The following is a 12,598-nucleotide window of genomic DNA, read 5'->3' on the forward strand; positions in this document are numbered from 1 at the left end:
GTCCGGCCCGGCGACGCCTTCATCGCCTGGCCCGGGGGGGCCCCCGCGGGGCGCGCCCCTGGCCCGGCCGGCCCAACTTCGGGCGGGCTCATCCCTCCCGATATCCAGCCCATGCACGCCGCACCCCGCGCGCTCGCTCAGCCTTTGACTTCTCGTCATGACAGTCGGCGCAGATGGGTTGCTCGTTGTCTTTGGTATCGGTCCCACCCTCTTCCAATGGGATCTCATGGTCCCGCTGGGTCGCAAGGGTCACGATGCCCTTGCGGTAACAGGGCCGGCACAGCGGCTCACGTTCAAACAGTTCCTTGCGCAACTGCTGGAGCTTGCGGCCCGTCACGCGCTTGGCGGCTGTGGGCTTCTTTGCCCAGGACTGCTTTGGATGCTTTGGACACCGGCCCGTGCCATCGCGGACCAGCACGCCACAGCCCGGATGCGAGCACGGACGCGGGGCGGCTGATGGCACGGCGATGTCTCCTGTGAAGCCAAAAGAAAAGCCCCGCCGGGTCTGCACCGGGCGGGGCTGGCATGTGTCCAGTGGTTGGGGTCACTGAGCACTAGCTTGCCGCAAATGTAGCCCAACTCTCTATGTTGTAAAACTCCCCGCGCGCCGCATGTACTCACGGCCACGCGCCAGTGCCTCGCGCTCTTCCTTGATGCGTTGCTGCTCCTGCAGCCATCGGTCGATGAACTGGTCTGCCTGGCCAAGCTGAGCATGGACAGTGCTCTGCCCCTTGCCCAAGGTGCGGGCGATGCTCGACACTCCCAGGTCTTGCAGGTAGTAGGCATAGACCGTGTCATAAAGATGAGCCTTCGCCTGCTCCATTGCCTGCACAGCCTGGTCTGTCTCCTCTGCTTCCTGCTCGACGTGCGGAATCTGGCTGCCGTTGTAGCTGTTGCGTCCCCAGACATCCACCGCCAGCACGTTGACCGTGTGATACCCCAGGCTGTTGCTGTCGAGCCTGGATCTCCAAAGTGCCCAGTTCTCCAGCCGCTGCCTGATTCGCTCAATGCGCGCCATGTGCATTCCCTTCCGGCTCACGCATGAACCCAGCGAAGCCAACGCCCAGGAGCACCGCAGCAGCCTGCAGCTGTGCCACTGTGCGGGTGCCGCTGCCGACCAATGGCGCCAGGACATCCATGGGCCAGGGCGTGCCGAGCACCTTGCCGCCCTCCATCGCATAGAACCACCCCGGCTCGCCGCGCAAGGATCGGCGTATGCACTGGTCCACATAATCCCTGCCCCACTGGACACGCTTCTGGTCCACCCAATCCGCTGTCTCAGGCATCCGGTCTCTCAAGCTGGCTGGTTTGTTCATTCCCAACTCCCCAACAGATCAACGGCATGGACGGCTGGTGGACGAGGGGAGGACGGCGCAAACCCGCGCCAATCCTCAATCCGTCCATCTGTCCATCCCGACCACAGAAAAAAATAAAAAACTGCCCGCACGCGAGCGCGCAGACACGCGCCCGCCTGTCCGCACACACGCCTATGTGCACACGTCTGCACGCGGCGGTGGACGGCTGGACGGATCGCCGATTCACCCATAAAAATCAATCACTTACGCCGTCCACCCCGGGGTGGACGAACGGTGGACGGCAGGACGGCGGTGGCGACAGGACCGGCAACGCGGATGCAGACGCATCCACCCAGCCGGGGCGTGACCAGCCCGCGAGGCATCCCGCTGTGCTCCACAGCGTTGAAATCAGATCGGGAGGTCATCACCCTCCCCCGGAGCGTCATAGGGCCACTGAGGGGCTTCCTGCGCAGCAGGAGCGGCCGCCAGCACTGGCGTGACCGCATCCTTGGGCTGCCGGAGAAAACCGCGCTTGCGCAGGCCGGTGCTTTCCCTGTGCACCTTGAAACCCAACGACTTCATGGCATTGCTGATCCGCGTGTCCATCTGGCCCGCGTTGTCCACCCGGTCGGGCTTGATCTGCAGCACCTGGTACAGCTCAGTGCGCGGGAAGAATTGGCGCCGCATCGGAGCGGGATCGTTGACGTGCAGGCCGTCGTTGCCGTTGACATAGGCATCCAACAGGTCCTCCCACGGATCGGACCGCTTGAAAGGTTCTTGCTCAGGAAAGATCAGGGTCTTTTCCTCGTCCCTGTCCGGCCAATAGCGCTCGCCGGCATTGAGCCGGTGCAGCGCCTCGGCCAGCAGTTGGCCGCGCATCTCGATCAGTGCGTCCGCGTTGACCTGGCGCACCTCCAGAGGCCAAAAGCGGCGATCACCCGTGGCATCACGCAGGAAGGTGTCGGCATTCGTGGTGCCCACGTTGACGAAATGGCGCTTGGACTTGACCATCTGCGCGCCATACGGCGGGCGGAACCAGTCCTCTTGTGCTGAGAGGTATTGCTTGATCGCCGTGGACTCAGCCTTGTTCAGAGACTCCAGCTCGGCCGACTCCACAATCCAGGCCATCTGCTGGGCCAGCTGGCTGTCCTTATCGCCAACACGAATCGCGTTATCCGTGTAGTAGGGGTAGGCAATGGCTCGCCAAGCGGAAGTTTTCTTCAGGCCTTGGTCGCCTTTGATGATCAACATGTAGTCGAACTTGCAACCTGGGTTGATGGCCCGGTTAACCAATCCCATCATGAAGCACTTGCCGATGAGGCGCGTGTATGGACGCTCTTCAATGCCGTACACCTTCGTCAGCCAGTGCTCAAGACGCTGCTCACCATCCCAAACCTCAGCGCGGATCAACTCCTCAATGGGGTTGTATTTGTCCTGCAGCGCTGCCATGACAGCACCGTCCCGCAGCGTGCCCTTGGAGTTGATGTTGAGCGAGTGCGACTGCAGCAGATACTCGCCCAGCATCATGTCGTCCTCTTCATCCCAGGCGCCCGCCTCCCGTCCCCATGGCGCCTCGCGGCTGCGGTCTACGGCCATCGTGAAGGTGTTGTATCGGGCCAGGCCCGCCAGGGCTGGGTCAAGCTGAAGGCAATACATCACGTTGGGACGGCAGTCCATGTACGAGTTTTTGCCCCACACCAGCTTGTCATAGAGCGCCGTCAACTCGCCGTCATGGCTCGGCTTGCGCTTGCCCTTCTTTGGCTTGTCGGCATCGCCGCCGTCCCCAGCATCAGTCTCAGCAGCGCCTGGCGCAACAGCATCCCCCCCAGCGGGAGCACGCTCGTTCGCGCGATTTGGTTTTGGAGGCTGGAGCACGATGCCTAGCACGCCAGCGAGCCACTTCAAGGCCTCGGCAGGCTTGGCCGTCCCAGGACCCCACTCCATGACCAGATCGATGGGTGAGCGGCGGCCTCCGCGCGCATCGCCCATATCGGCCACACCCCAGTCCATGATTCCATCGTCCACGCCATCGGCATGGATGGAGATGTCCTCCTGGAGGTCTCGGCCCAACGCTTTGGATGTGATGCGATAGCCCTTCGGGCTCTTTTGCTCACGCCCTCCAAACAGGGCAGGCACCCAGACGTGCAAGGCCCGCATCGCCTGCTCGTTGACGTGAGCAAAATCATTGCGGCCCTCAACTACCCCTCCGGCTTGCTGCGCTGGCCGGGAAGGCGGGGGAGATGCAGGCGCCTGCCGCTTTTCCTTCGCCTCTTGAATCGTGGCGTGCATGCGGCGGATCGCCGATTCATCGGCCTGCGACACCTCCACGGGCGTGCCCGCCACATGCCTGCCCGTGACCGTAAAATACTGCCGCTCGCAAAACATCTCCACGCCGATGTCATTGCTCTTGGCCGTCTGCGTATGCCCCTGCAGGTACAGATGCACGCCCGTGCCGCTGGGTGAAATTTCCGTGAACGTGTGGAAGGCCGCAATGATCTTTTTGCAGCGCTCAGACATCTCCCCGGTGGCTGGGTCCACATGCTTGTCCAGGTCGATGCCAATAAGTCCATCGCCCGGCAGGAAGCCGAAGCCGATCCCACTCCACGCATCAGCAAGTCCCTGCTTGCGCTCGAAGGCCGAACGCACCACCGGCAGTGTTGCAAGCCGCTGGCGGTCCCTGTCGCTGCCCTGATCGCCGGAACGGCGTCCACCGCCCACGTAATAGGGCACCTTGAGCCATGCCGAGCGACGGGCATCCCATTCAAACTTCCACAACACCCATTGCTGACGCTGCGCAAGTTCAGCGGGAATGCTGTCCCACACCGGGACCGGGGCGGCGGGCAATGCTGGCTTTTCGTCAGACATAGCGGCCTCCACACACCCACGAAAACATCACATCGGCGTCCCCAACACCGACGACATGCAACGAACCCATCAGAGAACTACCCCCAAAGTTGAATGGCCTGTGCCAGGCCGAAAGCCGCATCGTTCGCGGCGGTTTTAGAAATCGGTTGGGGCAGCCCGTACTCGGCTGCTGGCCTATTGCGCCCTGGCACCTTGCGTTCCCCGCAAATGACCAGGCGGCCATAGCGCTTCATGTTGGCCACCGTGCTACGGGCCGCAGACACCGCGACACCAGCGACAGCAGCCGCCGCTGAAATCTCGCTGAGCGTTGGACCACGCTCGGGCGTCCAAAGGCTCTCCACCACATGCAGCAGCGTGGTGCTCACTTCGCCTGCAGGCCTCATGTGAAGTCCTCCGACCTGCCAGCAGCACGGCGCGCATTGCGGCGCAGGCGGAACACCAGCTCGATGATTTCCATGCAGCCCGCTTCCAGCTCATCGCACTCAGTGCTGTCGATCTGGTTGTCTTCCGTCACGCGGGAGCAGATCCCGGCGAGCAAACCGTTTTTTGCTGTGATCTGCATGACCTTCTGCCTGATGGCCGAGGCCTCGCAGGCCCAGCCACCTTCTGGCGGTGGCGGCAGGTACGCCGCAGCCATCGAGAACCGCGCGTTGAAAGACTGGAGCCAGCGCCTGGCATCCGGCCTGCCCATGTCAATCAGCCACTCGCTCAGCAACTCAAGCATTTCTGTGCTCAGCGACTCTCCGTCAGCACCACGCAGCCGGCGGCGCAGGTCTTCCGGGTGAATGGCCTTCTCGCGCCGGTCCGTGAGAAACGCGGCCGCAGCAGTAACACCGCCCGGCGCCTCGCGTACAGCGTTGTAGAAGATGTCGCGCCAATCGGCGCTGGAGTAGCGGCGAGTCATTGGGGCTCCCCTTGAACGCTGGAAATTTCAGGATGGCGCCCGCCCCTGCCATGGCTACGATGGAGGCTTCCACACACACCATCGAAGACACACAGGAGTACGGACATGGATGAACAGATTTCCCCAGATAGGCTGCAAGGCCAGCTCATCGCTTCCGCCGTGCTGCTTGAAGCAGTGCTGCGCACGCTCCCAGCGCAATCACTGAAAGCGATCCGACAAGAATTCGAGAAGAACGGGCCTGAAGTGGAAGGCCATCTGCTGAACAGCCAGGGCAGCGAGGCAATGCTTGACGCCTATCGAAGCCATGTAGGGAGTACGAAGGAGTTGCTGACTCAGATCCATCAGCAGGCAATCTTTCGAGATAGCGCAGCTGGCCGGCTGTGAACAGGCCCGCCCGGTGCATAGCGCTGTAGTACTTCCGGCGCGCCGAAGTGTCTTGGTCCATAGCAAACCTCCTGCGAGATAAAGAAAGCCCCACTCCAGCCAGCAACGCAAGCCGCACACGCCTTCCCGCGTGTGCAGCACCAAGTTGGGGAAGGAGACGAATCCCGGGCGACGTTGCCGGGTTGCTGGAGGGGGAGAAAAGACTAGGCATCGGCCTCCCTCTTGCCGGCCGCCGCGCCGGCGATATGGCACTGAAGCGCAGGCGCTCTGTAGATGCTGCGCACGGTTTCTATGCCTGGATTGCGCGTTGTTCCCTGCCGAATCTTCACCAACGTCGGCACAGGAACACCGGTCTGCTCAAACACATCTCGAAGATCCCGCTGCCTGAGCTTCAGCAGCAGACTGCGCACGTCATCAGAACTAGGGATGGAGATAGCCATCCGCCGATCATACCTAATACGGAATGCATCGTGTCAAAAAAACATACCGCAAAAGATACGAAATCAAAGATAGGCTCGTTGGTGTCCACTCTGGAGTCCGAACGCCTCATGCCCGCACACAACAGCAAGCCAGTCCTATGGGGGAACCTGACGACGCTGATGCATCAACAGTTCGGCGGCGAGAACCTCAACAGACTTGCGCGCGAGGCCAAGCTGAGTCCAGCAACGGCAAGCCGAATCAAGGCGATGGAAACGTCTGTTGGAATAGATGTGCTCGACCAACTCGCAACAGTGTTCGGCGTCGAGCCCTGGCAGTTACTCCACCCTGATTTGGGAAAGAGCGCCAACTTCACAGTGACCGCAAGCCCGCTAGCTATGGACTTGGCACGACAGCTGGATGAGCTGCCATCAGGAGATCAGCAAGAACGGGCATTCATGCTTGCATCCCAGTTGATGCTGCTTGCAAGCGGCGGTGCAGGCTCAACGCCAGAGAGCGCTCCCGCACCCACTGCGTCGCAAGATCCGACGAAACAAACACCCCTCTAAGTAGACCTGCATGAACTTGCGTGATCGCGTGTGCCCGCAAAGCGGCCACGCAATCCGCCGAGCAAACAAACCCCGCAACGGGGACACGCTTGCCTAGGAAATCCTCACCCACAGGCGGTGAACTTAAGCGCAGTTGCGAAAAATTCAGCACCACCCCAGAGCAATGCGAATCACGCATTGCAAGAGGTGCGGTAGCGGCCCACAGGTCTACTAAACCGCGAACCTCAAGGCTGTCGCAGGCACCAAAAACGGACAAGCAAGAGACCCCGTCGCAGCGGACGTGGTACAGCACGGCACCACCTAAACGGCACTCCCCCGCCTTGACTTCAGCCCCCAGATCCATAGTGTCCCCTTGGTGAACTACTGTATATATTAACAGTATCCTACCCTACCATCACAGCCTGCAGTCCACATTCATTCCGAATTCGGTTGATTTTTCATTCCTTATTAGATACGATCCGACCCGTTCGCTCCAAATTCGGAGCAAGGAGCCCTCATTCCTCCAGAGGGATTCCCTGAACGGAATGGCCCAAGTGGAGGTGGGTCGGATCTAGGAATGGCATGCAAAACACTCCTTCAGTCCCCGCACGGACCACTCCAAACAGTGCATACGTCTGCACGCAGGCATCGTGCGTTGCCCTAGGAATCGACAGCGCATTCCGCGCGGCCTTCTACCACAGCATGGTGGCAGTGGCTCTGCGAGATGTGAGGCCAGAGCGCCGTCCTCAGCTCAACTTGGACGCCATGTGTGCAGCAGCCACCGCTCGGCTGCAGCAAGGCATCCTGCAGGCCGCCAGTGCGGCATACATCGCCCTCGATATCCCGCCACCGGATAGCCACGTCATCGACGTGCTGATGTCCATCCCTGGTTTGGCCGGCGTTGAGCTGACCGACGCCGCAAGGGGTGAGTGATGGCCCTCTACACCGTCACATGCGGCCGGACTCGCCACACGATCCGCGCCACGGGCGCAGCGGATGCCATCGCCCGCGCCATGGTCCTCTTCGGGCACGGCCACCCCATCAGCGCGAGGGCAGCACGATGAGCCGCCCGCCCATCCAGATGGAAGGCCCATACCTGCCGCGCCGCGTCCGCCGCACCGTGCTGCGCTGGCTGGTCCTGGCTATGTTCGGCGCCCTCGTTGCCATCAAGTTCGGGGGCGCGCCATGGCTCTGATCTTGATCACCGGCACCCTGGTGCAAGACGCCGAGGTGCGCACGCTGCCCCAGGGCGTGGACAGCACACCCATGCCAGTCCTATGCCTGCTGATCGACAGCGACGGCCCAGGCCAATTGCCTGTCAAGGCTGAGCAGGTCTACCCGCCAGCAGCCCGCGCGCAGGCCCAGCAGCGTGCCAAGTCATTCAAGCGCGGCATGCGTGTGTCCATCACCGCGCCCGTCCACCAGATCCGCCACACCTTGGGCCACTGCAGCGACATCCAGCCGCTGCATGAGCCCGCCCCCATCCAACCCCAAATGCAACTCCTGGAGGCCGCTCATGGCTAAAGCAATCGTCATCGAAATCAAGCATGTCGGCCCTGGCGCGGTCCAAGTCGAATCGGATCTGCGAACACCTCGCGTAGGCGCGCCTCTGGCGCCCCAAGAATCCGCAGCACTGGAAATGATCCAGCACATCCAGCGGCAACCGGCCTGCCGGCGCGTGATCTATGACAGCCCCCGCGTCGATCCCGACACAGCCGCCTGCGTCGCCCTGGTGCGCGATCTGCTGGACCCGGAGGAGTTCGGCCACAGCGTCACAGCCGAGGTCCGCAACGCAGCGCGCCGCGCCTTTGGCATCAAGGGCCAGCAGGAGGGACTTGCAGCATGACCAGCACACACGACGCCCAGACCGCCGCCATGCCCACCCCTGGCGCAGGCGCCCTGATGCTGCATGTGCCCGTCATGAGCATTGCACGGAGCCTGCGCAACCCGCGCAAGCACTTCGACCAAGCGAAGCTACAGGAGCTGGCCGACTCAATCAAAGCCACGGGCGGCGCTCTGCAGCCCATCCTGCTGCGCCCCCTGCCCGAGTCGCGCATTGGCGATGAGCAGCAAATTGCGAAGGCCGAGAAGCGCGAGCGCGCGCAGTACGAACTGGTGGCAGGGGAACGCCGTTGGCGCGCCAGCCAGCTCGCAGGCGTTGCCGAAATCCCCGCAATGATCCGCCCGATGTCGGACGCTGACGCCCTGCGCGCGGCCGTCATTGAGAACCTGCAGCGTACCGATATCACGAAGCTCGAAGAAGCCGAAGGCTACAGGGAACTGCTGGACCTTGGAGAAACCACTGCTGAGAAAATCGCAGAGGACGTGGGCAAGAGCCGCACCTACGTTTTCAACGTCATGAAGATCCTCGACCTGTGCGAAGAGGTCCGCGAGGTGCTGCGCAAAGGGGACATTGACTTCAGCCGCGCGCAGTTGCTGGCACGCATCCCCAGTGCACAACTTCAAATCAAAGCACTCAAAGACATCACCCGCACCGACTGGCAAGGGGAGAAGCCCAGCTACCGCGCGTGCGAGGATCTTGTGCAAAACGAGTACATGGTGCGCCTGGACCGGGCCAAGTTCACGATCACAGACGCCACCCTGGTGCCTTCCGCTGGCAGTTGCGCGGACTGCAGCAAGCGCACCGGCGCCAATGCGGAGCTGAAAAAGGAAATGGGCCGTGCAGACATCTGCACTGACAAGTCCTGCTATGAGGCCAAGGCCGAAGCACACACGGCCCGCATCGTGCAGGAAGCCAAAGACAAAGGGCATACCGTCATCGTCGGCAAGGAAGCCGAAGAGCTTCAGGCCCAGGGCTACAACGAGAAGCTGCTCGGCTATCGCCGTCTGGACGCCATCGAGGACAGCCCAGGCGACCACCCCCTGCGAAAAATCATCGGCGACCAAATGAAGGCCGAGGGCATCCAGCCGGTCAAGATCGAAAGTCCGCGCCGCAAGGGTGAGCTAGTTGATGCCCTGCCCAATGAGACGGTGCTGCGCCTGCTGAAGATCGTGGACGGCCAAGCGAAGGCGTCCGAGAAAGTGGCCAAGGAAGCGCGGCAGTTCTCCGAGGCCAAGAAGGCCCAGGCCGAAGCGAAGGCAAAGGCCAAGTTTGAACAGGCCTGGCGCGATGCCCTGCTGGATCGCGCCTGGAACAACCTCAATGCCGAACAGCCCCCGGCCTTCAATCTGGATGTGCATCGCTATCTCGCCCTGCGCTCCGTCAAGAGCCTCGGAACGGATGACGCACAGGCCATCGCCGATGTGCTCGGCTTCGACCGCGTGGGCGCCCATGCCGCGCTGATCGAGTACGCCAAGGAAACCGTCAACCCCGATTTCCTGCAGCTCCTGTGCATCATGCAGGGCGACAGCCGCGCCACGCACAACCCTTACAACGGCACGCCGAATGAGGGCCTGATGCTGGTGGCCGGCGCTGTGCTGCAGGAGCGCCTGCAGGCTGTAATCAAAGAGGTCAAGATTGCAGCGGCCGACAAGCATCTGCCGAAGATTGCCCCCGTCAAACCTGCCGCTCCGAAGGCAGATCTACCCCTTGATCCCGCTGCGCGCGCTGGCGAGAGTCGCGCGAAGGGCAAAGCCAAAAAATCCCCCGCTGCGCGTGCGAGCGCAGAGCCGAAGACGACTGCCGCCGAAGCCTCGGCCGCTATCGCGGCCGCGCTCCAAGACCAAGAATCAGGCGCGGCCGCAGCCGCACAGGGCGACGATACAGGCCCAGTCGCAGCTGACGCTGCGCAGGGCCTGCCGCCCTCCTCTGAGGCCGCTGATATTGACCACACCTTGACCCCTGACGCGCAGCAGTCTGCGCCCGCGCAGACCGCCACCGCTAACGATGGCCAGGACAGTGCGGACGCCGGCATCGGGGCAGCAGATCAATCAGCCACCAGCCAGGCACCCGAGTTACACAGCGGCGACCTGGTGCGCGTTAAGGCTGGCCTCAAGGGACCAACCGGACGCCCCCGAAAAGAGTGCGGCCGCGTGGGCGTAGTGCGGCCTGGCCATCTGTCGCTGATCGTTGAATTCGGCGCCGGCGTAGGCCAGCGCGCAGGCTTCGAGGCCGAGGAGCTGGAACCCTACACAGCGGACCCCCTTGTGGGCAAGCGCGTGCGTGTGCTCAACCCCGATAGCGCACATCGCTGGCAAGAGGGAGCCGTGGCCGCGCTAACGGCCGAGGGCTGGAAAGTGGAGTTTGCGGGCAAGCCTGGCTCTGTGTCCAAGGCCGCGATTTTTGAGACCAAGGAACTGGAGAGCCTGGCATGAGCAGCCGACGCAAACCATTCCGCAGTCGCTGGGCGGGTCGTCCTGACACCTTTGCCGTGATCAATCACCACGGCACCAAGCTTACGAGCACAGAGATCGCCTCAATCATCGACCCCGTGCGCGAATGCTTCGCGCAGATCCGCGCCGGCACAGCCACCGAACTGCACGCCACTGTCATGCACAGCACTATCCAGGTGGCCCAAGAGGTAGAGCGCGGGGGCATCGTCCACGGCTTGGCCGAACATTTCGACAGCGCCCAGGCAGCATGCGAAGCCTACTTTGCGCGCTGCCGCGCCGGCGGCGCTTGGCACCCAAGCGCTGTGCACTTCTACGAGCTAGACGCCCTCACCACCGCGATTGACCTGCATGAATTCCAGTTGCAGCAACTCACGGCCCATGAGATCCAAGAAGTCACGCGCAGGCTGATCGCTCGTACAGAGAGCAGCGGTGGCGAAATGCTGCAAGCTGATAGCGACCTGAGCACTACAAAGCCGTACCGCAAGAGCAGAGGGGAGGCACACGCATGATCGGCACACAACCTACTGGCGCTATAGACGGCGTGCAAATCAGCGCAGTGAGCCATGAGGGACTCCGCGTCACCATCAATGGCAAACCCGGGCGCTTGGCCATCATTACCGAGGATGGCCAGGTTATCGCAGCAGGCAAGGACGTGGCGCGCGAAGCCCAGGCCGTCGCAGTCAACTGCTACCGCAACTTTCTTCAAGGAAAAGGCTTTTTGCGCATTTTAAGCAATCCCATAGAACCTAGTTAACTCACGAAACTAAGCCTCTGGCGCATCTGGATCGTATGCAAGTTTTATTGCCCAACCGCCAGATTTCATCAGAACCGCACATGTATCTTTCTCTCCCCATTGCGGCTCATCAAGGTCCCAGTAAAAGAAGTGAGCAGTCTTCCCAGAATCCAATTCTTTTTTTGCCATAATTCCGTACTTTGTATAAAGAATCACTAAATCCCCGGCCTTGACCTCACTATCTGGGAACCAATAAATCACCTTAGATCCAGCAGTAGCTTTTCCATCGAAAATAGATGATTTGAATATCAAATATTTCCCAACATCAAGATCTTCATAAACTTTAAGAACCACCCTCTCCTTTTCAAAGTTCCCCGAGTCGGCATACGAAGAAATTGCTAATGTCATTTTTTCACCACCTTGGCCGCGACACCGAGAACTGTAAGAACAGAACCAAAAACCAAACACACATAACCTGATGGCTGAGAAGCCCAGACTGCGGGGGCATACCCCAATGCCGCAGCGCCTATAGCGAAGCTACTCATTGATACTATTTCCGCACTCTTTGATACTTTTTGCTGCGCCTCTAAAACAGCAACCTTTTTATCAGATTCATGATACATCTTCTCTACACGCCTCAAAGATTCGCAATCTTCTTGCAAATTTTCAAGACTCTCCAGTAACATTTTATGAACCCCAGCCGATCTCAGATCTTCATCAGAAAGCTCCCGTTGCAGCTTAGAAAAAGCACGACGCTCTTTCGCATTTTTCGCTGTAACCTTTTTAGACCCCTCTTCATCAGGAGCAAGTTCATTTTCGTTAAATTTGGACGTCATCATACCCCTGTTAATGACAACAATATACTAAATATACGAATTGTAATTAAGTCAAAATTTAAGCACGAAATTGCCGAAAAATCTAAAAAATTAACATCCATGCCTACCAATCCGACGCCCAAGCAATACCCTGCGACACGTCATCAACCCGGGACAGAGCATGTGAATGCTTGCTCAAGCAACTGTTGAATCCCAGTGTTGCACTGATTTTTAAACAGGCATGGCTTGCTAATTTTCGCTCCTATGTCGCGTAGTGCTGGAATTATAAAATAACCTACAGGCCGTGAAGCAGCATCAAGACTCTCGATGCCAGTGAACGTAGG

At 60.5% G+C, this 12,598-nt stretch carries 18 protein-coding genes; 9 read left to right on the forward strand and 9 right to left on the reverse strand.

Translation table 11 applies throughout. The features are described 5' to 3' along the window. Positions 1-88: 88 nt before the first annotated feature. From IAE24_RS12530 to IAE24_RS12555, 6 genes are all read right to left on the reverse strand, one after another. On the reverse strand, positions 89-463 hold the full coding sequence (locus IAE24_RS12530; RefSeq protein ID WP_199961398.1) for an HNH endonuclease: 375 nt from the start codon (positions 461-463) through the stop codon (positions 89-91). Between the two features lie 120 nt (positions 464-583). Then, entirely contained in the window at positions 584-1,018 is a 435-nt protein-coding gene (locus tag IAE24_RS12535) for a hypothetical protein (RefSeq protein ID WP_043819329.1), read from the reverse strand. Continuing rightward, positions 1,005-1,316: a hypothetical protein gene (locus tag IAE24_RS12540; RefSeq protein ID WP_152547177.1), complete on the reverse strand. Its 312-nt coding sequence runs from the start codon at positions 1,314-1,316 to the stop codon at positions 1,005-1,007. Before IAE24_RS12540 ends, IAE24_RS12535 begins: the two co-directional genes overlap by 14 nt. Before the next feature lie 387 nt (positions 1,317-1,703). Then, positions 1,704-4,160: a VapE domain-containing protein gene (locus tag IAE24_RS12545; RefSeq protein WP_199961399.1), complete on the reverse strand. Its 2,457-nt coding sequence runs from the start codon at positions 4,158-4,160 to the stop codon at positions 1,704-1,706. A gap of 77 nt (positions 4,161-4,237) precedes the next feature. Next, positions 4,238-4,525, reverse strand: coding sequence for a hypothetical protein (locus IAE24_RS12550; protein ID WP_325100530.1), 288 nt, complete (start codon positions 4,523-4,525; stop codon positions 4,238-4,240). A 14-nt stretch (positions 4,526-4,539) separates the two neighbouring features. Continuing rightward, a complete protein-coding gene (locus IAE24_RS12555; RefSeq protein ID WP_043819330.1) occupies positions 4,540-5,064 on the reverse strand; it encodes a hypothetical protein in 525 nt (174 codons plus the stop codon). A gap of 105 nt (positions 5,065-5,169) precedes the next feature. Between IAE24_RS12555 and IAE24_RS12560 the strand changes: the two genes are divergently transcribed. Continuing rightward, positions 5,170-5,448: a hypothetical protein gene (locus IAE24_RS12560; protein ID WP_199961401.1), complete on the forward strand. Its 279-nt coding sequence runs from the start codon at positions 5,170-5,172 to the stop codon at positions 5,446-5,448. A gap of 203 nt (positions 5,449-5,651) precedes the next feature. On the opposite strand, the gene IAE24_RS12565 is transcribed toward IAE24_RS12560, so the two are convergent. Next, positions 5,652-5,888 carry a hypothetical protein gene (locus IAE24_RS12565; protein WP_199961402.1) on the reverse strand — a complete coding sequence of 79 codons (237 nt, stop codon included), beginning with the start codon at positions 5,886-5,888 and terminating at the stop codon, positions 5,652-5,654. Positions 5,889-5,918: 30 nt separating this feature from the next. Between IAE24_RS12565 and IAE24_RS12570 the strand changes: the two genes are divergently transcribed. From IAE24_RS12570 to IAE24_RS12600, 8 genes are all read left to right on the forward strand, one after another. Further along, positions 5,919-6,434 carry a helix-turn-helix domain-containing protein gene (locus tag IAE24_RS12570; protein ID WP_199961403.1) on the forward strand — a complete coding sequence of 172 codons (516 nt, stop codon included), beginning with the start codon at positions 5,919-5,921 and terminating at the stop codon, positions 6,432-6,434. A 561-nt stretch (positions 6,435-6,995) separates the two neighbouring features. Then, positions 6,996-7,346 carry a hypothetical protein gene (locus IAE24_RS12575; RefSeq protein WP_199961404.1) on the forward strand — a complete coding sequence of 117 codons (351 nt, stop codon included), beginning with the start codon at positions 6,996-6,998 and terminating at the stop codon, positions 7,344-7,346. 127 nt (positions 7,347-7,473) lie between these two features. Continuing rightward, the gene (locus IAE24_RS30580; protein ID WP_267908930.1) at positions 7,474-7,608 is read left to right on the forward strand and encodes a hypothetical protein; all 135 of its coding nucleotides are present in this window, start codon (positions 7,474-7,476) and stop codon (positions 7,606-7,608) included. Continuing rightward, a complete protein-coding gene (locus tag IAE24_RS12580) occupies positions 7,599-7,937 on the forward strand; it encodes a hypothetical protein (RefSeq protein WP_052155259.1) in 339 nt (112 codons plus the stop codon). Before IAE24_RS30580 ends, IAE24_RS12580 begins: the two co-directional genes overlap by 10 nt. A 115-nt stretch (positions 7,938-8,052) precedes the next feature. Next, positions 8,053-8,259, forward strand: a complete 207-nt coding sequence (locus IAE24_RS12585; RefSeq protein ID WP_061287631.1) for a hypothetical protein — start codon at positions 8,053-8,055, stop codon at positions 8,257-8,259. Then, positions 8,256-10,688, forward strand: coding sequence for a ParB/RepB/Spo0J family partition protein (locus IAE24_RS12590; protein WP_199961405.1), 2,433 nt, complete (start codon positions 8,256-8,258; stop codon positions 10,686-10,688). Before IAE24_RS12585 ends, IAE24_RS12590 begins: the two co-directional genes overlap by 4 nt. Continuing rightward, positions 10,685-11,215, forward strand: a complete 531-nt coding sequence (locus IAE24_RS12595) for a hypothetical protein (RefSeq protein WP_199961406.1) — start codon at positions 10,685-10,687, stop codon at positions 11,213-11,215. The genes IAE24_RS12590 and IAE24_RS12595 overlap by 4 nt, the downstream gene beginning before the upstream one ends. Continuing rightward, on the forward strand, positions 11,212-11,460 hold the full coding sequence (locus IAE24_RS12600; protein ID WP_199961407.1) for a hypothetical protein: 249 nt from the start codon (positions 11,212-11,214) through the stop codon (positions 11,458-11,460). Before IAE24_RS12595 ends, IAE24_RS12600 begins: the two co-directional genes overlap by 4 nt. A gap of 9 nt (positions 11,461-11,469) precedes the next feature. Here IAE24_RS12600 and IAE24_RS12605 read toward each other — a convergent pair whose 3' ends face one another. Next, entirely contained in the window at positions 11,470-11,847 is a 378-nt protein-coding gene (locus IAE24_RS12605) for a hypothetical protein (RefSeq protein ID WP_199961408.1), read from the reverse strand. Beyond that, the gene (locus IAE24_RS12610; protein WP_199961409.1) at positions 11,844-12,275 is read right to left on the reverse strand and encodes a hypothetical protein; all 432 of its coding nucleotides are present in this window, start codon (positions 12,273-12,275) and stop codon (positions 11,844-11,846) included. The genes IAE24_RS12605 and IAE24_RS12610 overlap by 4 nt, the downstream gene beginning before the upstream one ends. Positions 12,276-12,598: the final 323 nt, after the last annotated feature.

It is taken from the genome of Delftia sp. S65 (assembly GCF_016516495.1).
Lineage (GTDB): Bacteria > Pseudomonadota > Gammaproteobacteria > Burkholderiales > Burkholderiaceae_C > Comamonas > Comamonas acidovorans.

Excerpts from the sequence above, each read along its gene's own strand:
- IAE24_RS12535 (WP_043819329.1), bottom strand. The coding sequence starts at position 1,018 with ATGGCGCGCATTGAGCGAATCAGGCAGCGGCTGGAGAACTGGGCACTT.
- IAE24_RS12540 (WP_152547177.1), bottom strand. The coding sequence starts at position 1,316 with ATGAACAAACCAGCCAGCTTGAGAGACCGGATGCCTGAGACAGCGGAT.
- IAE24_RS12545 (WP_199961399.1), bottom strand. The coding sequence starts at position 4,160 with ATGTCTGACGAAAAGCCAGCATTGCCCGCCGCCCCGGTCCCGGTGTGG.
- IAE24_RS12555 (WP_043819330.1), bottom strand. The coding sequence starts at position 5,064 with ATGACTCGCCGCTACTCCAGCGCCGATTGGCGCGACATCTTCTACAAC.
- IAE24_RS12560 (WP_199961401.1), top strand. The coding sequence starts at position 5,170 with ATGGATGAACAGATTTCCCCAGATAGGCTGCAAGGCCAGCTCATCGCT.
- IAE24_RS12565 (WP_199961402.1), bottom strand. The coding sequence starts at position 5,888 with ATGGCTATCTCCATCCCTAGTTCTGATGACGTGCGCAGTCTGCTGCTG.
- IAE24_RS12575 (WP_199961404.1), top strand. The coding sequence starts at position 6,996 with ATGCAAAACACTCCTTCAGTCCCCGCACGGACCACTCCAAACAGTGCA.
- IAE24_RS30580 (WP_267908930.1), top strand. The coding sequence starts at position 7,474 with ATGAGCCGCCCGCCCATCCAGATGGAAGGCCCATACCTGCCGCGCCGC.
- IAE24_RS12580 (WP_052155259.1), top strand. The coding sequence starts at position 7,599 with ATGGCTCTGATCTTGATCACCGGCACCCTGGTGCAAGACGCCGAGGTG.
- IAE24_RS12585 (WP_061287631.1), top strand. The coding sequence starts at position 8,053 with ATGATCCAGCACATCCAGCGGCAACCGGCCTGCCGGCGCGTGATCTAT.
- IAE24_RS12590 (WP_199961405.1), top strand. The coding sequence starts at position 8,256 with ATGACCAGCACACACGACGCCCAGACCGCCGCCATGCCCACCCCTGGC.
- IAE24_RS12595 (WP_199961406.1), top strand. The coding sequence starts at position 10,685 with ATGAGCAGCCGACGCAAACCATTCCGCAGTCGCTGGGCGGGTCGTCCT.
- IAE24_RS12600 (WP_199961407.1), top strand. The coding sequence starts at position 11,212 with ATGATCGGCACACAACCTACTGGCGCTATAGACGGCGTGCAAATCAGC.
- IAE24_RS12605 (WP_199961408.1), bottom strand. The coding sequence starts at position 11,847 with ATGACATTAGCAATTTCTTCGTATGCCGACTCGGGGAACTTTGAAAAG.
- IAE24_RS12610 (WP_199961409.1), bottom strand. The coding sequence starts at position 12,275 with ATGACGTCCAAATTTAACGAAAATGAACTTGCTCCTGATGAAGAGGGG.